This window comes from Sneathiella sp. (assembly GCF_047631475.1).
In the GTDB taxonomy this organism is placed as follows: Bacteria; Pseudomonadota; Alphaproteobacteria; order Sneathiellales; family Sneathiellaceae; genus Sneathiella.
This window is the reverse complement of sequence record NZ_JBLHZT010000020.1, coordinates 39,854-59,354: the sequence shown is the minus strand read 5'-3', so window position 1 is coordinate 59,354 and position 19,501 is coordinate 39,854. Positions and strand designations below refer to the sequence as shown.

The window sequence follows — 19,501 nt, the reverse complement described above, 5'->3', positions numbered from 1 at the left end:
CATGCGGTGACATTCTGCGACAAAGTCAGCAACCGCCGGGTTATTGACGGCCAATTCCTGTGTCAGCGGATGATCGGCTGAAATCGCCATGAAGCTGGCACCAAACAAAGTATCGGGACGGGTTGTATAAATTTCCAGCCCGTCTTCCCGGCCGGTTATCTTGAAAGTAACATGGGCCCCCTGGGATTTACCGATCCAGTTTTCCTGCATCAATCGTACCCGCTCAGGCCAGCGATCCAGCGTCCCCAGACCTTTCAGCAATTCTTCGCTGAAATCTGCAATTCGGAACATCCACTGATCCAGTTTGCGTTTCTCAACCAATGCACCAGAACGCCATCCTCGCCCGTCAATCACTTGCTCATTGGCCAGAACAGTCATATCGACCGGGTCCCAGTTGACCCAGCTTTCTTTGCGGTAAACCAGACCTTTTTCCAAAAAGTCGAGGAACAGGGCCTGCTGCTTGCCGTAATAACCGGGGTGACAGGTGGCGAGCTCTTTGCTCCAGTCCAGCGACAAACCCATGCTTTTCAGCTCACGCCGCATATTGGCAATATTGGCATAGGTCCATTCTGCTGGATGAACGTTCTTATCCCGGGCGGCATTTTCCGCCGGCAGACCAAACGCATCCCAGCCCATTGGATGTAAAACGTTAAAACCCTGCGCCCGTTTATACCGTGCAACCACATCCCCCATGGTGTAGTTCCGCACATGGCCGATATGAATATTGCCAGAGGGGTAGGGAAACATTTCCAGTACATAATATTTGGGGCGGCTGGGATCAGCCTCCACAGCAAAAGTGTTCTCTTTTTCCCAGATGGATTGCCATTTGAGTTCAGTTTCTTTGGCGTTATAGCGGGACATGACTGTGGTCCGTTTTCTGCAAATATAATCTGTAATAAAAAGGAGCAGCCCGATTTCGGGCTGCAAAAAATTCAAGAACGTGTAAGGGTTGACGGCGCCGGTGCTTATTGACCTTCGCGCGCAATCCGAAGTTCGCGAGCCCGTGTCAAAATGGCATTTTCCAGATTGGTAACGGTTTTTGGCGTTAGTTCAACTGGAACCCAGTTGTTGGTTGTATCCAGATTTTGTTTAAAGGCAGAAACCCGAATACCATCCGCCCGCAAGCGCCGATCCAGAATATATACCGTAACCTTGAACCGTTCACCTGGCGATTCAGGTGGGGTATACCAGTCTGTGATAATCACGCCGCCGAAAGGGTCGGCAGATGAAAGAGGCATAAAGGACAGTGTGTCCAAAGAAGCACGCCACAGATAACTGTTGACGCCGATGCCGCCGCCGCCCTGACCGTCCCGAAGGTCTTTATCCGTGCCACCAAGGATCCCGCCATCCCCAAAGATGGTTTGACGTTCTTTAGGAACGCCTTCCTGGAAAACCCGATTGCCCTGACTTTCTGGGAAAGAGGACTCTGTTCCGAGATTTGCACCGCAGGCTGAGAGTCCGGTCATTGCCAGTAAACCCAATAATGCATGCATGCGAAAAGAACGTAACAACATCAAAATGATATCCTCTTTACTATCCATAGAAAATTTGTCCGAAAAGGTTTTCCAGACCATCATATTTATAGTGGCTTAAAAATTATGGCGCCAGTCTAATGCAGCTTCCCAATGCGAACAATAAGGGAATGAAGGAATCTCGTTAGAATCCGGTGTTTTTTTGCGTTTTTTATCTGGATTGGTGGGACCGGAGCAATTGAAACAGAGATCTTGGTCCGTGCTCTTAGCCTCTAAAAACTGGTTCTGCTGATAGTTTGTGACTTTTTGAGCACAGTATTTCCAAATTTGGAAAAAGAGGCAGGTCCTATCGCTTGACGGTTGGGGGGGTAACGTCATTTACTCGGTCTCGGCTAACAGGGCCAAGTGCCTTGCGTCGTTTATTAATCTATTTCTCTAGCTTCTTAATGAGCAGAGGGGAGACAAAATGAAAAAAGTAATCCTGGGCACAACAGCACTTGTAGCTGCTACAGCCCTCACAGCAGGTTCTGCTTCTGCTGCTGACAAAATCAAACTCGGCCTCGGTGGCTACCTGCAGACTTCATTCGTTGCTGCCGACTACGACAACGACACAAACCAGCTTCCTACTGACATCCGTCACGAAGGCGAAGTTTTCTTCACTGGTTCAACAACTCTGGACAATGGCCTGAAATTCGGTGTCAACATCCAGCTTGAAGCCCGCGCAACTGGCGACCAGGTTGACGAAACATTCATGTATGTTTCTGGCTCATTCGGCCGTATCAACATCGGTTCTGAAGATTCAGCTGCATATCTGATGCACTATTCTTCACCATCACCAGTTCCAGCTTGGGGCCTGTCTTCACCAAATGCTAACGCATCTGGTTTCACAACACCTTCAACTCTGCCAAACGAACTTGGTGACAGTGACAAGATCACTTACTTCACACCACGTTTCTCTGGCTTCCAGTTCGGTGCTTCTTACACTCCTGATGGAGACGAAGAAACTGGTTCATCTGGCGGCGTAAGCCCTTATGCTCCAATTCAGGACGAAGGTGCTGAAGACGAAGCTTACTCAGTAGGCGTAAACTACTCAGCTAAATTCAACACTGTAAGCGTTCAGGCTTCTTTGGGTTACCAGCTGATCACTCGCACAACAACTGATGACACAGACGAAATCGCAGCTGGCTTGACAGTTGGTTTCGGCGGCTTCTCTGTTGGCGGTGCTTACAAGTACTCTGACAACGATGGCGGAGCTAACGACAACGATCGTCAAGACTGGAACGTAGGTGTTACTTACGGTCAGGGTCCTTGGAAAATCGGCGTACAGTATGCTGGCGTTGACATCGACGACGACACACCTGCAGGCAACAACGCTTTTGGTGTAGCTAACGTTGGTGACGGTACTCTGCACGCTGTTGTACTCGGCGGTCAGTACGTTCTTGGACCAGGAATCACTGCTTTCGGTGGTATCCAGTTCTGGGATGGTGACGAAGATACAACTGGTTCAGAAGGCGAAGATGCAACAGTATTCTTCGTAGGTACTTCACTGTCCTTCTAATTTGAAGAACAGATACCAATTAAAGAGGGGTGGGCTTCGGTCTGCCCCTTTTTTTATTCTATGATTGATTACCCCTCTCTGCCCGCTACAATGCCCTGACGTAAATAAGAGGTACTGACTTAATGGGCGGCATTATTTGGTTGGCATCCTATCCCAAATCGGGAAATACATGGATGCGGTCCTTCCTTCACAATTTGATTCAAAACCGGACACAATCTGTTCACATCAATGAACTGGCAAACTTCACCTATGGGGATAGTCAGAAATATTGGTATGAAAAGGCCTATGGGAAACCGCTGACGGGCCTTACCCCTGAAGAGGTAATGCAGCTTACCCCCAAAGCACAGGAAGCCATGGTGCGCTCTAAACCGGAATCCGTTTTTGTCAAAACGCACAATGCCCTGATCAAAAACTGGAATGTTCCGTTTATTACCCCTGAACAGACGGCCGGTGCTCTTTTTATTGTTCGTAATCCTTTGGATGTGGTGATCAGTCTGGCCCATCATTTTGACTTTTCCATCGATGAAGCTATCGACTTTATGAACGATCCACAGGCGCAGACCCCGGAAGATGACTATAAACTTCCGCAGATTTATGGCACCTGGACGGATCATTGTAAAAGCTGGGAGAAGTTCAATCCAGATTTCATGCATGTGGTCCGGTATGAAGATATGCTGTTTAAACCATCAAAAACCTTTGGCGGCGTCGCAAAATTTCTGCAGATACCAACGACCAAAAACTCCTTGAATAAAGCGATCAAGCAGTCTTCGTTCAAGGTATTGCAAAAACAGGAACAAAAAGACGGATTTACCGAACGGTCCGATAAGACGGAAACCTTTTTCAGATCCGGTAAAGCAGGCCAGTGGAAAACAACCCTGACAGATGATCAGGTGAAGCGTATAACTGACGTTCATTCACAGATGATGGCGCAGCACGGCTATCTATAGAGGGTCTTATGGGCAAAATCGTTTGGCTGGCCTCCTATCCGAAGTCTGGAAACACCTGGGTTCGGATGTTTCTGAACAGCTATTTCAAAGGACCGGAAGAGAAACAGGATCTCAACACCCTTGATCTGTCCACCTTTGGCGGATCCAGCAAAACATCCTACCGCGCGGTGACCAGCAAAAATGTCGATAGCCTGTCAGACGCAGAAATCATGGCGCTAACGCCCTTGGCACATTCTCACATTGCCGCGCAAAAACCGAACGAGGTTTTTGTAAAGACCCATAATTTGCTGTCCACCTATTATGATATTCCGCTGATTACGCCCACCGTTACGGCATCGGGTTTGTATATCATCCGAAATCCGCTGGATTTGGTCCTATCCGTCGCCGATCATTTTGGGCTGACAGTGGACAAAGCCATCGATTTTATCAGCAATCCCAATGGCAGCACGGCTCCGACCGAGACAATGGTCCGGCAGATATTCTGTTCGTGGACGGAAAATGTGAAAAGTTGGTCGGAAACGCCCCCTTTTCCTGTCTTTGTGGTGCGGTATGAAGATCTTCATGCAACGCCGATTGACATGTTCAGTGAAATACTGACTTTTTTAGGCACGCAACCGGATTTGAAACAGGTTCAAAAAGCCGCTAAACAATGTTCGTTCAAGGCCTTGCGGCAAATGGAAAAACGGGATGGTTTTACTGAAAAATCCCAGCATAGCAAAAGCTTCTTCCGGGTTGGGAAAACCGGTCAGTGGAAATCCAAACTGACGGTGGATCAAATTGAACGGATTGTTCGGCCCAATTATGCCCAGATGAAACGGTTCGGATATCTACCGGACGGATATTAATGGCAGACCCTTACAGATATCTGTTTTCCAGCTCGCTGATTGCCCCATATCCTGAATATCCCAGACCTTTTAAAAACTGGCCCTTTTGATTTGTTACGCCACCAAGCCCGTAAACAGGCATGGTCAGCTTTTGCCGGGCGCTGCAAAGAGAATAGGGGCTAAACACCCGGCTGCCGGGATGACTTTTGGTTGGAAAAAGCGGGGATAAAAAGGCCCCGTTGGCCCCGTATTTCTGTGCCTGCAGGACCTGCCGGATAGAATGGCAGGCAACACTGAAATACAGATCCGGATATTGATGTTTCAAGAGGGGTAATCGCTGGACCATATATTCCGGTAAATGACATCCAAAGGCCCTGATCTTTTTAGATAACGCCGGATTTTGCGCGATAATCAGCTTTAATTTCCGTTTTTTGCATAAAATAGACAATTCATGCGCTAAGGATGCCCGATACTCCGTTTGGTAATGGCGAAAGATAATTCCCGTATTGGTGGGAAGTTTTTCGGCCATTTTGACGGGATCGGCTCCGCGTTGGTCATCAGTAAAGTAAAAGAGGTTGGGGTCAGTCATGGATACAGGCTATCATTGTCATGGAAGAGGCTTAAAGGTTTTTTTTAAACGCAGCCTCTGCTATTTGCTATGGAAACAGGTCCGCAATCGGAATTGAGTGAATGATGAGTGAAGTTGCTGAAAATCTGGCATCCTTAAAAAAGAAAATCGCCAAAATTGCCGTTAAATGGCAACGTAATCCTGAGGACGTGGCCCTAATCGCCGTTTCGAAAAAGCAGCCTGATGAGCGGGTACGCGATGCGTTACAGGCGGGGCACCGGGAGTTCGGGGAAAACAGGGTTCAGGAGGCGCAAGGCAAATGGCCTGGTTTCAAGTCAGAATTTGCGGACATAAAACTTCATCTTATTGGTCCTTTGCAAACCAACAAAGCAAAGGAAGCCGTCGCCCTGTTTGATGTTATTCAGACGGTTGACCGCCCCAAACTTGCAAAAATACTAGCAGCAGAGATAAAAGCGGCGGAAAAGGATCTACCTGTTTATATCCAGGTGAATATTGGGGAAGAGGAGCAAAAGTCCGGTATTCCGATTGATGAGGCGGATGCGTTCATTCAGGAATGCCGGGAAACCCATGGTTTGACCGTAGAAGGGCTTATGTGCATTCCGCCCAATGTGGAACAGGTGGCCCCGTATTTCGCTCTGCTTGGCAAAATCGCCGCCCGAAACGGTCTTGAAAAATTGAGTATGGGCATGAGCGGCGATTTTGAAACAGCTGTTCAGTTTGGAGCAACATCGGTCAGAGTGGGGACCGGTGTTTTTGGCACCCGTACGTCCTAGTCTGCGGATGCATTGGCGGCGCGGGTTTCCAAAAAGGCTTTTCCGCGCTTCCCTTTGCTGAAAACCTGCCACAATACGAGACTTGATAGAGAAAGCGCGGCAACTTCAGTCACCACCCCGGCATACCAGATCCCCATTTCGCCGATCAAGGTTGGCAGAAACAGAATAAACGGAATTCCGAAGACATAAATTTTGGTAAGACCCAAAATCCCGGCGCGTTTAGCATCGCCAATTGACTGGAAAAAACTCGGCAACATCAGCAGGGGGCCAAAGAGCAAATACAGAAGGATTTGCGGTGGCAGGATGCGTGCTGTTTCCGCAATTACACGGGGATCATCAACAAAGATCGAACTGATCGGCCCGGCAAGGGTAATGAAAATGATCTGCAACGCCGCACAATAAATAAGTGATGTGACAATGGTAATTTTGAGGCTGCTGACCACGCGATCCCAGTTTCTGGCTCCAAAATTGTTCCCGATAATCGCCTGTTGCGCAAGGGTTAGACCCAACAGGGGCATGTAACCGAAAGTTAAAAGCCGGGTTACAATGCCGTAAGCGGCAACGGTGGTTTCGTAAGTATCTGCATTCCAGATCTGAATCTGATAGATGATGCTGGCTGACATTGCCGAAACACCGATATAGGACAGGCTCGTTGGGGCACCCAAGGCGATATAGTCAAACCAATGGCGAAAAAGATCCGCAAACCGGCTTATTTTGAATCGCAAAACCCCATCGTTGGAATACATGTAGCCAAGGGCAATAATGCTGGCGGCGGTCTGGGCGAGGGCCGTGCCGTAGGCAGAACCTGCAACCCCCATATTAAATTCAACGATGAGCAGATAATTAAAGAACATGTTGAAAAGAACGGACAGAACCGTAATTAACGTCATTAATCCCAGTTTTCCCTGACAGCGAAAGCTGTCAGACAGCATGGCGACCAGGAAGAAAACCGGGGACAGGAAAATTGTGAGGGAAATATAAAGATCCCCCATCCCGGCAAGCGATGGCGATCCATTGGCAATCGCAATAATCAGGTCTGATCCAAAAAGTTCATACAAAGCCACCAGAAAGGCACAAACAAATGCAGATAAAATAAGCGCGCTGCTCATTGCATGGGCCCCGCGGTCATATTCCCCTGCACCCAGCATTCGTGCAAGGACACTGGAAAAACCGGATGAAACCAGCGTCCCCAGTGCAATAACAATCATGTATAATGGAAACACCATTGTGACGGCTGAGAGCGCCTCTGCGCCAACAAACCGTCCAACGAACCAGCCATCGACCACCGTATAAAGGCCGTTGGTAAACATAATCAGGATGATCGGTAGCGCCGTTTTGACAAAAAGTTTTGCCAACGGGGTACTGAGATACATGTTTTCCGCGAATTCTGGATTTTTTTGCATGGCGCTCTCTTGTCTCTTTCATCTGCTGAGAATACTCTTGTACAGAAGAACAAATATTGGTATTGATGATTTATTGACACAGTCAATTGACATTGTCAATTCAAAAGTTGAAGGTATATTTTTTGGCCAGAACACTGACAGAAGAACAAATTGCGGCAAAACGTAAGGAATTAATCGAGGTCGCAGTTCGCATCCTGGAAGAAGAAGGCTTTCAGGCGCTAACACTGCGTCGCTTGGCAACAGAGGCCGGAATCAGCCGGACGACGCCATATCTGTATTTCGAAGATAAAGCGGATCTTTTGCAGAAAATCTGTGTGGAAACCTATCGATACTTATACGACGAGTGTAAAGCGGCGATGGATCAGCAAAGCGGGATTCTCGATAAGCTGACGGTTATGGGTCGGACCTATATGAAATTTGGAGAGGAAAAACCAACTCTCTATCGTCTTTCATTTGCTCCTGAGAATCCTGAGGATTATGTGGCCCCGGAAGTACTGGAAGCGGCAGAACGCTTCAGGATGATGGCTTACCAACCTATGGAAGAGGCCTATAATCAGGGACTGTTTCTTATTCCACCAGACCGATTGAATCCGGTTCTTTGGGTTTGTATGCATGGTTTGCTGTCTATGAGATGGGCGGGCCATTTATCGGAAGAGGGTGCCTATGATCGTGTTAAGGTAGATATGGAAAATATCCTGGCCATCGGATTCTTAAACAAAGACGCATTACCGCCTAAGGAAGCATGATTTCCAAACAGGTTTCGGCAGATATCTGGCCTAACAAAGATTGTAGATGGTCTAAACGCAGTGCAACGCAACCTTCTGTCCCTGAATAATCTTCCTTTGCCACATGCATGAAGATGCAACTGCCCTTTCCCGGTATGGGTGGGTTGTCGTTATGTCCAAGAACAACAACCAGATCATATAAATGATCTTCCCGCATCAGGCATTCGTGACGATCCTCAAAGGGCAGCGTAATTTTTCGATTATAGGCTGCGGACGAAGGGTCGTCGCACCATCCGTCTTTTTCCGAAATTTCAAAAACGGGTACAGATGTGCGGGGCCGGTCTATCCTGTCAGCCCTGAAATATACAGCGCGGATGGGAAATACGCCAGCGGGCGACGCATGATCGCCTTCTTTCTTATCGCCTGTGACCCCGGTTTTCCCGACGGCACAAGGCCATGACTGCCCCTCAAACGAGATTGTCCCAAACGGTATTTTATTTTGTTTGACCCGTATATTCATTGGGATACTGTAGAACGCCTTGCGACATCTCCAAAGAGAATTTCATGATAAATAAAGCACAAACCCTTGATTATGTGGCGTTGGGAGCCCTCGCCCTTATGTGGAGCTCAAGCTTTCTATTTATCAAGATTGCAGTTCAAACCTTAAGTCCGCTAACCGTATCGTCGGGTCGGATGCTGACAGCAGCGTTGTTTTTATATTTGATCATGAAAATCAGGGGGGTCTCGCTGCCTACGGATCGACAAAGCTGGACCTTTTTTGCCCTAATTGGCGTGATCGGGAATGCGGTCCCCTTTTATTTGATCAGTTGGGCCGAGTTGGAGGTCGACAGTTCTGTCGCTGCCATTTTAATCGGGTCTGTGCCTCTTTCCAGTTTTCTGATCGGGCATTTCGCGACGAAGGATGAAAAACTGACAGCGCCCAGATTAATGGGTGTGTTGATCGGATTTGCCGGGATTATTGTGATGATTGGGCCCGGCGCCCTTGCTGAGTTGGGACTGAACGCCTTTAGTCAGCTGGCGATTGTTGCGGGTGGGTTCTGTTATGTGTCGGCCAGTTTCATTGCCCGTAAAATGCCGCCCATGGAACCTGTTTCAAGGGCAGCAGGTGTTTTGATCACCGCAAGTCTGGTGTCGGTTCCGATCTGCCTTGTTCTGGACGCGCCATGGCGCCAAACACCGGATCTGTCTTCGTTGACGGCCGTCCTTGTTTTGGGAATATTTCCAACAGCGATTGCAACGTTGCTGCTATTTTTTGTTATAATGCGCGCTGGGGCGACCTTTGTGTCTTTGAACAACTATATTAACCCGGTACTGGGTGTTGCCTGGGGATATCTGTTTTTTGGGGAAGAGCCTGTCAGCCAAACCTGGGGCGGGTTGGCTCTTATTACAGCGGGTCTTATTGTCACCCAGCTTAAACGCCGAAAATCAATTACGGTGTCTTAAACGGCCGTATCCAGATACTGAAACGACTGTCCCAGATCGACAGGGGTGCGAACCGCTGCATCCGCCGGTGCGGCATACAGGTTGGTATGTGGCTGAGGCGAAGGTTCCTGTTTTGCTGCAAGAGGATCAGCGGGTTTTGTCGTTAGTGAAACCGGTTTTACCTCAGTTTGCGGCTGAACAGGGGCAGCAGAACCAAAGGCTTTAAAAATCTCGTTCATTTGGGATTCTGACAGGTTCTTCTTCTGTAGTGTCTCCAGTTGTTTAATATTGTCGCCTATATTCGGAGCGCCGCCCTTCCATTCCAGACCCATAAACAATTTTGGCTCAGGAACGTTGCTCGCGTCATTCGGCGCGGACGAACGGACCCCTTCATTGATGACAGGCAAGACCTTGTTTGCAGGCCCTGTTGCCGCTACGGGAGCGTTATTTACGGCAGCGACACTGGCAGCCTGTAGAACGGGTGAGGGGGCTTGTGTATCAGCGACTGAGGCGCTTGATAGACCGGTTACTTCTGCCACAGCCTGCGGCGCGGGGCTTGTTTCGTCATCCGAGGTGAAAAGGCCGATAACATGACCGCCGATATCCTTGCCCGTTTGCATTTCGATGGCAGAGTTAATCACCGAAGAAGCCAAACCAACCCCGCCGCCAAAGATTCCGCCGCCGATCATTCGTGCGCCCGGGCTCAGTTCGTCCCCTGTGAATTCTCGATATAGGTTGGAAATAACGGGAATATGCTGTAGCGGATTGATGATATCGAGAAAATCGTCGAACCCAAATCCGTCTTCGCCAAAGAGTGCTGTTGAATCTTCTTCCGTTCCCGCCGCAGCATCTGACGGCGCTTCGGCGGTGGTTTTTTCAACAGACGTATAACGAACCTCATTATTGGCACCCTGATACGCTTGATCAAGATAGGCAAATGGATCGTTTTGAACGCTAGCAACACTCATTATTTTCTCCTCTGACCTTTTATAAGCAAAGTCTGTGCCAGAGAAGAGAGGCAGAAAACTGCGGCGTGTAAACCGGCAGGCTTCGTGATGGGCAGATTTTTCCGGGAAAAGCCTACCGCCTAGAGGTAATGGCCACTTTTTTTCCGTTTGGTCGCCAGATACAGTTCGTTATGGCTGTTGGAGGGAAATTTGTGAACCACCCGTTCGACAACGTCGATGCCGCAGCGATCCAGTCCTTCTACTTTTTCCGGGTTGTTCGTCATAAGGCGAACCTTGTTGAACCCCAGATGTTTCAGCATTTCCGCTGCGGGCCTAAACACCCGTTCGTCGGCATCAAAACCCAGACGTTCGTTCGCATCAATGGTATCAAATCCATCTTTTTGCAGTTTGTAGGCCCGTAACTTGTTGATCAGGCCAATACCACGCCCTTCCTGCGCCAGATAAAGCAATACACCAGATCCTTGATCCGCAATGGCTTTGATGGCGCCGCGAAGCTGTTCCCCACAATCACATTTTAAAGATCCGATGAGATCCCCGGTAAAACATTCTGAATGAAGGCGGGCTAGAACAGGTTCATGCCGGTTTGGATCGCCGATCAGGATCGCCAGATGTTCGATACCGCCGTCAATGGGACGAAAGGATTGGATATGGGTATTTTCAGACCCTTGCAGGGGAACCCACGCGCCCGCAACAGGATGAAGCTGAAAGGCGGCCCGTTCGTCATATTGAAAAATTTCCGACGCGTGGAGGATGCCTAAATCTTCACTTGCGGCCAGGTCTTCAGCGGTATCAGCGTCAATTTCACTGACCAGTGTTGAAGGAAGCAGGCGGGCCAGCTTCGCCAATTTAATAGAGCTCTCACACGCTTTTGAAACAGCCCCTTTTAACCGCGAAAACGGTCCCCTGAAGGGATGGTCCAGATCGTGGGTTGCATCTGCAAGGGCGCGCATCAGAGGAACATCCATCCAGTCTTCAATCTTCACACGGATCGTATTTTCGCCGGTTGGTTTGATATGCAAAACATTGGCCCGGTGCGCCGTCAGGGCAAGAAAAGGGGTTTCGCCCATCGCGGTTAGTTTTTCGAGCTCTGCATCGAACGCCATTTCAGTTGATAAAGCGACAACGGCCCCATTTTCAGAATGAATAACGACCGGAAGCCCGCGCCGTAAATCTGCAATGGCTCGATCCACGCGTCGCAAGCTTTTAGTGTCGGGGTCTGTTTTTATATCTGCTGTCATGGAGTGTCGCCGAGTAGGTTATTTTTGTCCTGTTGTATCAGCTGCATTGCAGTTAAGCCAACATATTTCGTTATAGTATAACATTGTACAATCTTTAACTGAAAACTTTCACTGTCCCACTGGAACAGTATTATAAGTGGTAACAGGATTGTGTCGTGGTAGAACAGGGTTATCACAGTTACGTGAGAACCGTCGGGTTATGCTGTGTTTGCCCCTTGAACGGCGCAAAAATAGGATAACATAGAGGCAGCGGACTGGTACCGAGATGTCTCGACAGACCGTTGAATAGAACTCAGTTTGGGGAGATATCCATGTCAGGCGTTAAAAAGATTCTTCTGGTGGATGATGATGACAGTCTTAGAGAAACACTGGCGGAACAGCTGGATCTGCATGAAGAATTTGTAACCCAGCAGGCCGCCTGTGCGGCCGATGGACTGGAAATGATTAAAAATGGTCATTTTGATCTGGTTCTGCTGGATGTGGGCCTGCCAGACATGGACGGGCGGGAAGCCTGTAAAATCATGCGTAAAAACGGATCACGGGCACCGATCATCATGCTCACCGCACAGGATAGTGACAGTGATCAGATTTTAGGTCTGGAGTCCGGGGCCAATGATTATGTGGCAAAACCGTTTCGGATCGGCGTTCTGTTGGCTCGTATTCGGGCTCAGCTTCGCCAGCACGAACAAAGCGAAGATGCCATTTTCACGATCGGTCCCTACAGTTTTCAGCCGTCAAAAAAGTTGTTGGTTCAAAAAGATAACGAGCAGAAAATTCGTCTGACTGAAAAAGAGACCTCTATCCTGAAATATCTGTTCCGTGCAGGGCAAAAGGTCGTTTCCCGGGATATTCTGCTGAATGAGGTGTGGGGCTATAATGCGGAAGTGACCACCCATACGCTGGAAACCCACATTTATCGTCTGCGCCAGAAAATCGAAACAGATCCGTCGTCGGCTTCGATCCTGATTACAGAAACCGGTGGATACCGTCTGGCCCCATAGCTTAGCTGTTTTCTCTCAGGATCCGGCCCGCTAGATACAGGCTTCCACAGATCAATAGACGGCAGGGCCGCTTGGCCAGATGAGGAATAAGAATATCGACAGCCTCTTCAACCGAGGGGGCTGTTGTCATATCCAGACCTGCCGCCTGTCCCAGCGTTGCCAGTTCAGCCGCCGGTGTCGCCGCCGTTTCCCCATCGATGGGCACCGCAACGGCTTTTTCAACAATCGGCTGCAATTTTCTGAAAAATGAAATTTGGTCTTTGGTGTTCAGCATTCCTGAGATCAGGTAAACGGGGACAGGTTCCGCTCCGTTCCATTCCTTAAAACTCTCTGCAATGCGGGCACCTGCGGCTTCATTATGGCCGCCATCCAGCCAAATCTCGACCCCATCCGGTACCTGACTGGGAAGGACGCCTTTGGTTAGCGGCTGAAGCCGCGCGGGCCACACAATAGTTTCAAGTCCGGTTTTTACGGCGTCCGGCGAAATATGAAAACCTTTAAGCTGCTCAAGACAGGCAAGGGCAGTTGCCGCATTTGCCACTTGATGGGCACCTTTCAGAGCTGGGTTGGGCCAGGCACCCGACAGATCGCCCCCCTTGTAGATCCAGTGATCCGCCTGTATTTCAAACGACCAGCTATCTTCATGAGGCACGACCGGGGCACCCACATCGGCCGCATGTTCCTGCAGGGTGTCTTTTACCAGCGCGTCTTGCGGGCCAATGACCACTGGAACGCCGTTTTTCATAATCCCGGCTTTTTCACGGGCAATACCGGCAAGATCCGACCCTAAAAACTGTTCATGATCATGGGAAACGGGTGTAATGGCGGTCAGGGCTGGTTTATCCACCATATTGGTGGCATCCAGTCGACCTCCCAATCCGGTTTCAAGCAAAAGAATATCGGCAGGATTTTCTGCAAAGGCCTTGAAGGCAGCTGCGGTTGTGATCTCGAAATAGGTAATGGGATCCGTGCCATTGGCTTCTTCACATTTCAACAGAAGATCGGTTAGTTCCGGCTCCGGAATAATATCACCGTTCAGGACGATCCTTTCAGCAAATCGGACGAGATGAGGGGATGTATAAACATGGACTGAGTAGCCCGCCGCCTCCAGAATAGACCGTAAGGTGGCAATCAACGATCCCTTGCCATTGGTTCCGGCAACATGAACCACCGGCGGCAAATGCCGCTCGGGATGGTTCAGTTTTTCCAGGATATAGGCCATTCTGTCCAGATTAAGATCAATAATCTTGGGGTGAAGGGCCATCAGGCGCGACAGGATGGTGTCGCTATGTTGATCCGGCATTATGTAGCCTTTTATCTTACTTGGGGAGCTCAGACCCTTCAACTTCCTCGGTAACAGCCTCTTCGATGACTTCCGGGCTTTCGTCAACCACATCCTCAGCCGGTAACATGCTTTGTTTCTGGTTGGCGATCAGGTCAATGATAGAGGCCAGAGTGCTTTTCATCTCTTTCCGATGAATAACCATGTCCAGCATGCCTTTTTCCAATAGGAATTCAGAGCGCTGAAAGCCTTCGGGCAATTTTTCGCGAATGGTTTCCTCGATAACACGGGGGCCTGCAAAACAGATCAGCGCACCGGGCTCTGCAATCTGGATATCGCCCAGCATGGCGTAAGACGCTGTAACGCCGCCAGTTGTCGGATCAGTCAGCACAACAATAAACGGGAGGCGGGCTTCTTTCAGGCGCTGGACAGCAACCGTTGTCCGCGGCATCTGCATCAAAGACAAAATGCCTTCCTGCATGCGTGCACCACCGGCTGATGTGAACAGAATAAGCGGTGCTTTTTGCAAGATGGCCAGTTTGGACGCCGCCACGATGGCTTCACCAACAGCCATACCAAGAGAGCCGCCCATGAAGTTAAAATTCTGAACCCCGATGACGGCTTTATTTCCGCCAAGTTTGCCATGGGCAACAATCATCGCATCTTTGTCAGATGTTTTGTTGCGCGCATCCCGCAGGCGGTCTGTATATTTGCGAGAATCCCTGAATTTCAGCGGATCAACCTGCACTTCCGGCAATTCGATGACATCGTAGGAATCGTCGTCAAACAGCATCTTGAAACGGTCTTTTGGTCCGATGCGCATATGATGATCACAATGGCTACAAACGTTCATGTCTGCCATCAGATCGGCGTGATACAGCATTTGACCACAGGAAGAACATTTCACCCACAGATTGTCCGGGGTATCCTTCGTTGTTGTAAGCTGACGGATTTTCGGGAGGACTTTATTGGTCAACCAGTTCATCTAGGTGTTCCTGTCAATTCTTTTTCACGGCACGAATGCCGGTAGAGAGGTCCGATGCAAGAGCCAAGGTCGCTTTGACGGCATCCTGTTTTGTCGCTGCATTAGCAACACATTCAACGAGTGCAGAGCCAACAACGACACCCTCTGCGATTTCGGCAATTGCCGCGGCCTGCTCTGGTGCTCTGATGCCAAACCCTACTGCAATGGGCATATCGGTTGCCTTGCGGATCCGTTCAAGTGATTTTGCAACATCAGCCGGTTCTGGTGCCGCAGCGCCGGTCGTTCCTGCAATAGAAACGTAATATAAAAAACCAGATGTATTTTTCAACACGGTTGGCAATCTAACATCATCTGTGGTTGGTGTCGTCAAACGAATGAAGTTTAGCCCGGCATCCAATGCAGGGACGCAAAGTTCTTCGTCTTCTTCTGACGGAAGATCAACAATGATAAGACCGTCGATCCCTGCTTCTTTGCCGTCTTTGAGGAATGCATCAACCCCATAGGAGAAAATTGGGTTGTAATAGCCCATCAAAACAATTGGTGTGTCGTTATCATCTTTTCGAAACGCCCGAATAAGGTCCAGTGTGGCTTTCAGGGTTGTCCCCGATGCCAGCGCCCGGAGGCCGGCTTGCTGAATGGCGACGCCATCTGCCATGGGATCGGTGAACGGCATTCCGATTTCAATGATATCCGCACCGGCTTTAGGTAATCCCCTGATAATTTCCAGAGAAGTTTCCAGGTCCGGATCACCGGCCATAACGAAAGTCACAAAAGCCGAACGGCCTTGTTCCTTCAGGGCAGCAAAGCGGCGGTCAATACGGGTCTCAATCACAGTTCAACTCCTAGTGCGTCGGCAACAGTGAAGATATCTTTGTCCCCGCGACCGGAGAGGTTGACAACAATCACATGATCTTTTGGTAGGTCTGGTGCAATTTTTTTCAAATGCGCCAAGGCGTGGCTGGTTTCAAGCGCCGGGATAATCCCTTCAAGCTTGCAGCAAAGCTGAAAGGCTTCCATCGCCTCGTCATCGGTCGCATTGACATAATTTACACGGCCCATATCGTTCAACCAGCTATGTTCAGGCCCAATGCCGGGATAATCCAGGCCCGCCGAGATTGAATGGGCTTCGATAATCTGTCCGTCGTCATCCTGCAACAGATAGGTGCGGTTTCCATGCAGGACACCTGGACGTCCGCCTTTCAACGAGGCCGCATGCTGTCCGGTTTCGATCCCATGTCCAGCGGCTTCGACGCCAATGATTTCAATGCCTTCATCGTCGAGGAAGGGATGGAAAAGACCCATGGCATTAGAGCCACCACCGATGCAAGCCAACAGGGTATCAGGCAAGCGGCCTTCTGCTTCCATTATCTGGCGGCGTACTTCCTCACCAATGACGTTCTGGAAATCGCGGACCAAGGCAGGATACGGATGCGGTCCTGCAACGGTTCCGATAATGTAGAAGGTATCCGACACGTTGGTGACCCAGTCCCGAAGGGCTTCGTTCATCGCATCTTTCAGCGTACGGGAGCCGGATTTCACCGGTACAACTTCCGCGCCCATCAATTTCATGCGGAACACATTGGGTTTCTGCCGTTCGATATCGGTCTCACCCATATAAATGGCGCAGGGCAAACCAAAGCGGGCAGCAACTGTTGCCGTTGCAACCCCGTGCTGACCGGCGCCGGTTTCGGCAATAATCCGCTTTTTGCCCATCCGCAGGGCCAGTAGGATCTGACCCATGCAGTTGTTGATTTTATGCGCGCCCGTATGATTGAGATCTTCGCGCTTCAAATAGATTTTCGCGCCGCCAAAATGGTCGGTCAGTCTTTCGGCAAAATACAACGGGCTTTCGCGCCCCACATAATGCTTTAAAAGGCCTGCCAGCTGCTTGGCAAATTCAGGATCCTTTTTGGAGGCTTCATATGCGTCATCCAGCTCGAGAATGAGGGGCATTAAAGTTTCGGCTACGAAACGACCACCGAATTGTCCAAAATGACCAGTCTCGTCCGGGCCTGCCCGGTATGTATTTAATTGCGTCATGACTTACCTGTTTTTTAATTCCGTATTTCGTATACGACTTTCAGGAACTCATGGATTGCCGCGGGGTCTTTTTTCCCGGGCTTTTCTTCCACTCCTGAAGAGGTATCAACGAAATCTGCTCCGCTGATTGTAACAGCCTGAGCAACATTCTCTTTGTTTAATCCACCGGCCAGCATCCATGGCAGGGAAAGGGGAGTATTTGTCAGCATTCGCCAGTCAAACACAAGCCCATTTCCACCCGGCAGGGCATTTTTCATGTCTTTTGGTGCCTTTGCATCAAATAAAAGCATATCAGCGACATCTTTATACTGATTTGCAGAGGCCAGATCTTCTTTATCTGCAATTTTCAGGGCCTTCATTACCGGAAGTGAAAAGCGGGCGCGAATGTCACCGACACGGGCCGGGGTTTCCGATCCATGCAGTTGCAACAGATCAAGAGGAACGGCTTTGAGGACCTGTTCGAGGAACGCGTCGTCCGGATCAACAAACAATCCGACAATCGTAATCTCTTTTGGAACCGGGCCCACAAGATCCGCAGCCTGTTCAATGCTCACATTTCTGGGGCTGGGCGGGTAAAATACCAAACCAATATGGGATGCCCCACCGGTGACGGCAGCGTCGACGGCTTGGGGGTCGTTCAAGCCACATATTTTCGCTTTTACCCGTGTCATCTTACGCCAGTTCCTGAACAATTTTTGTAACAGCTGCAGCAGGATCCGCGGCATTTGAAATCGGCCGGCCAATGACCAGATAGTCGGCGCCTTCCCGAAGGGCTTCCACCGGTGTTTTCACCCGTTTCTGATCGCCATGATCACTGCCAGCCGGTCGAATACCCGGAACGACCAATTTAAAGTCCGGGCCGCATTCCGCACGTAACGCCGAAATCTCCAGTGGACTGCAAATAACCCCATCGGCGCCATTTTGCTGCGCCAGATGCGCCAGTCGTATCACCTGATCCGTTGTTTGGCCCGCGACACCGGTCGCCGCCAGATCATCCTGATCCATGCTGGTCAGGACGGTGACTGCCAGTATCCATGGCCGGGCTTCGGCAAATTCGGCCGATGCGTCTGCTGCCGCGCGGATCATCGCGGGCCCACCGCCAGCATGAATGGTCAGCATGTTTGGCTGAAAGGCTTTGGCGGCGGATCGGACCGCGCCAGCAACCGTATTCGGGATATCATGAAATTTCAGATCGAGAAAAAGAGGGATATCCGTGCCGACAACTTCCAGAATGCCTTGCGGACCATTGGCCGTGAAAAATTCTTTTCCCAGCTTGATGCCACCGGTAATGCTGGCCACCTCTTGGCCGACCTTTTTGGCCTCTAGAAGGTCATATTTGTCAATCGCGGTAAAAACCGGATTTGAGGGAAGTTTTCTCATTTGAACCTTTTATGATGAAAAGGAGTGTATATCGCGAAAATCAAGCGATAATAGCCGATTTTGTTCAGAAGAAAAGGGATAGAAGCCAGATTATCCGGATTTTTCAGACTGCTGGCTTTCTTTTGAGCGTTTGAGATAACTGTCCAAACTTTCAAAGTCAGAACGGGAGAAAAATCGGTCCAGCGGCACAGCCTGTTGAAAACAATCCATCCGAAAATTACGGTAATCCCGTCTGAGTTCACACCAGCCCACCAGAAGTTGGATATTTTGAAAAAAAACAACAATCATCGGGCAAATCACCCGCTGGGATATGTCGCCAGACAAGGACCGATAGACAACCTCCAATTTTCGTCGTTCGCGAATTGAACGGCGGATCATGGGCATAGAAATCTGGATGGGGGCCTGTTGGGGCGGCTGGGGAACAACCTGCCGGGCAGACTGCATCAATTCCTGTCGGTCTTTTGGCAGTACAGAGCGAATTTTCCCAAGCACATCCCGGGCAGCCCGCTGAATATCCGGATCCCCATTGGAAAGGACCCAATGCACCCCCAACATAACCGCATCAATTTCTTCTTCATTAAACATCAGGGGCGGCAGGTCATATCCCTTGTCCAGAATATAACCGGTTCCCGCCTCACCGCGTATGGGGACCCGATTGGCCATCAGGTCCTGAATGTCCCGGTATATGGTCCGTGTGGACACTTCCAGTTCATCGGCGATCATGGCTGCCGTAATGACATTTCCGGTGCTTTGCAGGATCTGGATCACCTGAAACAGTCGATCGGCTCTTCTCATCTGCTGACTTTTCCTTCCTGCTGACACACTCCTGACAATATGCTGTCAGTAGGGGCCTGCTATCAAGTGATATCTGCA

General features: G+C 49.8%; 21 protein-coding genes. 7 read left to right on the top strand and 14 right to left on the bottom strand.

The window, feature by feature from the left end:
• The coding region (locus ACJAYR_RS10175; protein WP_415236504.1) for a class I tRNA ligase family protein at positions 1–861 on the bottom strand (861 nt) is incomplete at its 3' end.
• 104 nt (positions 862–965) lie between these two features.
• The gene (locus ACJAYR_RS10170) at positions 966–1,541 is read right to left on the bottom strand and encodes a DUF3576 domain-containing protein (RefSeq protein ID WP_415236503.1); all 576 of its coding nucleotides are present in this window, start codon (positions 1,539–1,541) and stop codon (positions 966–968) included.
• Positions 1,542–1,938: 397 nt separating this feature from the next.
• Between ACJAYR_RS10170 and ACJAYR_RS10165 the strand changes: the two genes are divergently transcribed.
• The 3 genes from ACJAYR_RS10165 to ACJAYR_RS10155 all read left to right on the top strand — a co-directional run bounded on the left by ACJAYR_RS10165 (position 1,939) and on the right by ACJAYR_RS10155 (position 4,822).
• A complete protein-coding gene (locus ACJAYR_RS10165; RefSeq protein ID WP_415236502.1) occupies positions 1,939–3,030 on the top strand; it encodes a porin in 1,092 nt (363 codons plus the stop codon).
• A gap of 122 nt (positions 3,031–3,152) precedes the next feature.
• A complete protein-coding gene (locus ACJAYR_RS10160) occupies positions 3,153–3,977 on the top strand; it encodes a sulfotransferase domain-containing protein (RefSeq protein WP_415236501.1) in 825 nt (274 codons plus the stop codon).
• Between the two features lie 8 nt (positions 3,978–3,985).
• Positions 3,986–4,822: a sulfotransferase domain-containing protein gene (locus ACJAYR_RS10155; RefSeq protein ID WP_415236500.1), complete on the top strand. Its 837-nt coding sequence runs from the start codon at positions 3,986–3,988 to the stop codon at positions 4,820–4,822.
• A 10-nt stretch (positions 4,823–4,832) separates the two neighbouring features.
• Here the strand turns inward: ACJAYR_RS10155 and ACJAYR_RS10150 are convergent, their stop codons facing one another.
• Positions 4,833–5,390 carry a thiamine phosphate synthase gene (locus ACJAYR_RS10150; RefSeq protein ID WP_415236499.1) on the bottom strand — a complete coding sequence of 186 codons (558 nt, stop codon included), beginning with the start codon at positions 5,388–5,390 and terminating at the stop codon, positions 4,833–4,835.
• A 101-nt stretch (positions 5,391–5,491) separates the two neighbouring features.
• Between ACJAYR_RS10150 and ACJAYR_RS10145 the strand changes: the two genes are divergently transcribed.
• On the top strand, positions 5,492–6,163 hold the full coding sequence (locus tag ACJAYR_RS10145) for a YggS family pyridoxal phosphate-dependent enzyme (protein ID WP_415236498.1): 672 nt from the start codon (positions 5,492–5,494) through the stop codon (positions 6,161–6,163).
• Here ACJAYR_RS10145 and ACJAYR_RS10140 read toward each other — a convergent pair.
• Positions 6,160–7,566 (bottom strand): MATE family efflux transporter, encoded by a 1,407-nt coding sequence (locus ACJAYR_RS10140; protein ID WP_415236497.1) that lies wholly within the window; start codon positions 7,564–7,566, stop codon positions 6,160–6,162. The two genes, ACJAYR_RS10145 and ACJAYR_RS10140, sit on opposite strands and share 4 nt — an antisense overlap.
• 122 nt (positions 7,567–7,688) lie before the next feature.
• On the opposite strand from ACJAYR_RS10140, the gene ACJAYR_RS10135 reads away from it, so the two are divergent.
• On the top strand, positions 7,689–8,312 hold the full coding sequence (locus tag ACJAYR_RS10135) for a TetR/AcrR family transcriptional regulator (RefSeq protein WP_415236496.1): 624 nt from the start codon (positions 7,689–7,691) through the stop codon (positions 8,310–8,312).
• Here the strand turns inward: ACJAYR_RS10135 and ACJAYR_RS10130 are convergent.
• A complete protein-coding gene (locus ACJAYR_RS10130; RefSeq protein WP_415236495.1) occupies positions 8,299–8,811 on the bottom strand; it encodes a L,D-transpeptidase family protein in 513 nt (170 codons plus the stop codon). The genes ACJAYR_RS10135 and ACJAYR_RS10130 overlap by 14 nt on opposite strands.
• A 44-nt stretch (positions 8,812–8,855) precedes the next feature.
• On the opposite strand from ACJAYR_RS10130, the gene ACJAYR_RS10125 reads away from it, so the two are divergent.
• Positions 8,856–9,755: a DMT family transporter gene (locus ACJAYR_RS10125; protein ID WP_415236494.1), complete on the top strand. Its 900-nt coding sequence runs from the start codon at positions 8,856–8,858 to the stop codon at positions 9,753–9,755.
• Here the strand turns inward: ACJAYR_RS10125 and ACJAYR_RS10120 are convergent.
• Both ACJAYR_RS10120 and ribA read right to left on the bottom strand, forming a co-directional pair.
• Positions 9,752–10,702 (bottom strand): hypothetical protein, encoded by a 951-nt coding sequence (locus ACJAYR_RS10120; protein WP_415236493.1) that lies wholly within the window; start codon positions 10,700–10,702, stop codon positions 9,752–9,754. The two genes, ACJAYR_RS10125 and ACJAYR_RS10120, sit on opposite strands and share 4 nt — an antisense overlap.
• Before the next feature lie 119 nt (positions 10,703–10,821).
• Positions 10,822–11,940: a GTP cyclohydrolase II gene (ribA, locus tag ACJAYR_RS10115; RefSeq protein ID WP_415236492.1), complete on the bottom strand. Its 1,119-nt coding sequence runs from the start codon at positions 11,938–11,940 to the stop codon at positions 10,822–10,824.
• A gap of 311 nt (positions 11,941–12,251) precedes the next feature.
• Here ribA and ACJAYR_RS10110 point away from each other — a divergent pair, with 311 nt between their 5' ends.
• Entirely contained in the window at positions 12,252–12,941 is a 690-nt protein-coding gene (locus ACJAYR_RS10110; protein ID WP_415236491.1) for a response regulator transcription factor, read from the top strand.
• 1 nt (position 12,942) lies between these two features.
• Here the strand turns inward: ACJAYR_RS10110 and ACJAYR_RS10105 are convergent, their stop codons facing one another.
• From ACJAYR_RS10105 to ACJAYR_RS10075, 7 genes are all read right to left on the bottom strand, one after another.
• Positions 12,943–14,244, bottom strand: a complete 1,302-nt coding sequence (locus tag ACJAYR_RS10105; RefSeq protein ID WP_415236490.1) for a bifunctional folylpolyglutamate synthase/dihydrofolate synthase — start codon at positions 14,242–14,244, stop codon at positions 12,943–12,945.
• A gap of 16 nt (positions 14,245–14,260) precedes the next feature.
• Positions 14,261–15,208 (bottom strand): acetyl-CoA carboxylase, carboxyltransferase subunit beta, encoded by a 948-nt coding sequence (accD, locus tag ACJAYR_RS10100; RefSeq protein WP_415236489.1) that lies wholly within the window; start codon positions 15,206–15,208, stop codon positions 14,261–14,263.
• Between the two features lie 13 nt (positions 15,209–15,221).
• Positions 15,222–16,037, bottom strand: coding sequence for a tryptophan synthase subunit alpha (gene trpA, locus ACJAYR_RS10095; RefSeq protein WP_415236505.1), 816 nt, complete (start codon positions 16,035–16,037; stop codon positions 15,222–15,224).
• Positions 16,037–17,248 (bottom strand): tryptophan synthase subunit beta, encoded by a 1,212-nt coding sequence (trpB, locus tag ACJAYR_RS10090; RefSeq protein WP_415236488.1) that lies wholly within the window; start codon positions 17,246–17,248, stop codon positions 16,037–16,039. Before trpB ends, trpA begins: the two co-directional genes overlap by 1 nt.
• 14 nt (positions 17,249–17,262) lie before the next feature.
• Positions 17,263–17,919: a phosphoribosylanthranilate isomerase gene (locus ACJAYR_RS10085; RefSeq protein ID WP_415236487.1), complete on the bottom strand. Its 657-nt coding sequence runs from the start codon at positions 17,917–17,919 to the stop codon at positions 17,263–17,265.
• Position 17,920: 1 nt separating this feature from the next.
• A complete protein-coding gene (gene pyrF / locus ACJAYR_RS10080; protein ID WP_415236486.1) occupies positions 17,921–18,628 on the bottom strand; it encodes an orotidine-5'-phosphate decarboxylase in 708 nt (235 codons plus the stop codon).
• Between the two features lie 90 nt (positions 18,629–18,718).
• Entirely contained in the window at positions 18,719–19,423 is a 705-nt protein-coding gene (locus ACJAYR_RS10075) for a helix-turn-helix transcriptional regulator (RefSeq protein WP_415236485.1), read from the bottom strand.
• Between the last annotated feature and the right edge of the window lie 78 nt (positions 19,424–19,501).

Excerpts from the sequence above, each read along its gene's own strand:
- ACJAYR_RS10170 (WP_415236503.1), bottom strand. The coding sequence starts at position 1,541 with ATGGATAGTAAAGAGGATATCATTTTGATGTTGTTACGTTCTTTTCGC.
- ACJAYR_RS10165 (WP_415236502.1), top strand. The coding sequence starts at position 1,939 with ATGAAAAAAGTAATCCTGGGCACAACAGCACTTGTAGCTGCTACAGCC.
- ACJAYR_RS10160 (WP_415236501.1), top strand. The coding sequence starts at position 3,153 with ATGGGCGGCATTATTTGGTTGGCATCCTATCCCAAATCGGGAAATACA.
- ACJAYR_RS10155 (WP_415236500.1), top strand. The coding sequence starts at position 3,986 with ATGGGCAAAATCGTTTGGCTGGCCTCCTATCCGAAGTCTGGAAACACC.
- ACJAYR_RS10150 (WP_415236499.1), bottom strand. The coding sequence starts at position 5,390 with ATGACTGACCCCAACCTCTTTTACTTTACTGATGACCAACGCGGAGCC.
- ACJAYR_RS10145 (WP_415236498.1), top strand. The coding sequence starts at position 5,492 with ATGATGAGTGAAGTTGCTGAAAATCTGGCATCCTTAAAAAAGAAAATC.
- ACJAYR_RS10140 (WP_415236497.1), bottom strand. The coding sequence starts at position 7,566 with ATGCAAAAAAATCCAGAATTCGCGGAAAACATGTATCTCAGTACCCCG.
- ACJAYR_RS10130 (WP_415236495.1), bottom strand. The coding sequence starts at position 8,811 with ATGAATATACGGGTCAAACAAAATAAAATACCGTTTGGGACAATCTCG.
- ACJAYR_RS10125 (WP_415236494.1), top strand. The coding sequence starts at position 8,856 with ATGATAAATAAAGCACAAACCCTTGATTATGTGGCGTTGGGAGCCCTC.
- ACJAYR_RS10120 (WP_415236493.1), bottom strand. The coding sequence starts at position 10,702 with ATGAGTGTTGCTAGCGTTCAAAACGATCCATTTGCCTATCTTGATCAA.
- ribA (WP_415236492.1), bottom strand. The coding sequence starts at position 11,940 with ATGACAGCAGATATAAAAACAGACCCCGACACTAAAAGCTTGCGACGC.
- ACJAYR_RS10110 (WP_415236491.1), top strand. The coding sequence starts at position 12,252 with ATGTCAGGCGTTAAAAAGATTCTTCTGGTGGATGATGATGACAGTCTT.
- ACJAYR_RS10105 (WP_415236490.1), bottom strand. The coding sequence starts at position 14,244 with ATGCCGGATCAACATAGCGACACCATCCTGTCGCGCCTGATGGCCCTT.
- accD (WP_415236489.1), bottom strand. The coding sequence starts at position 15,208 with ATGAACTGGTTGACCAATAAAGTCCTCCCGAAAATCCGTCAGCTTACA.
- trpB (WP_415236488.1), bottom strand. The coding sequence starts at position 17,248 with ATGACGCAATTAAATACATACCGGGCAGGCCCGGACGAGACTGGTCAT.
- ACJAYR_RS10085 (WP_415236487.1), bottom strand. The coding sequence starts at position 17,919 with ATGACACGGGTAAAAGCGAAAATATGTGGCTTGAACGACCCCCAAGCC.
- pyrF (WP_415236486.1), bottom strand. The coding sequence starts at position 18,628 with ATGAGAAAACTTCCCTCAAATCCGGTTTTTACCGCGATTGACAAATAT.
- ACJAYR_RS10075 (WP_415236485.1), bottom strand. The coding sequence starts at position 19,423 with ATGAGAAGAGCCGATCGACTGTTTCAGGTGATCCAGATCCTGCAAAGC.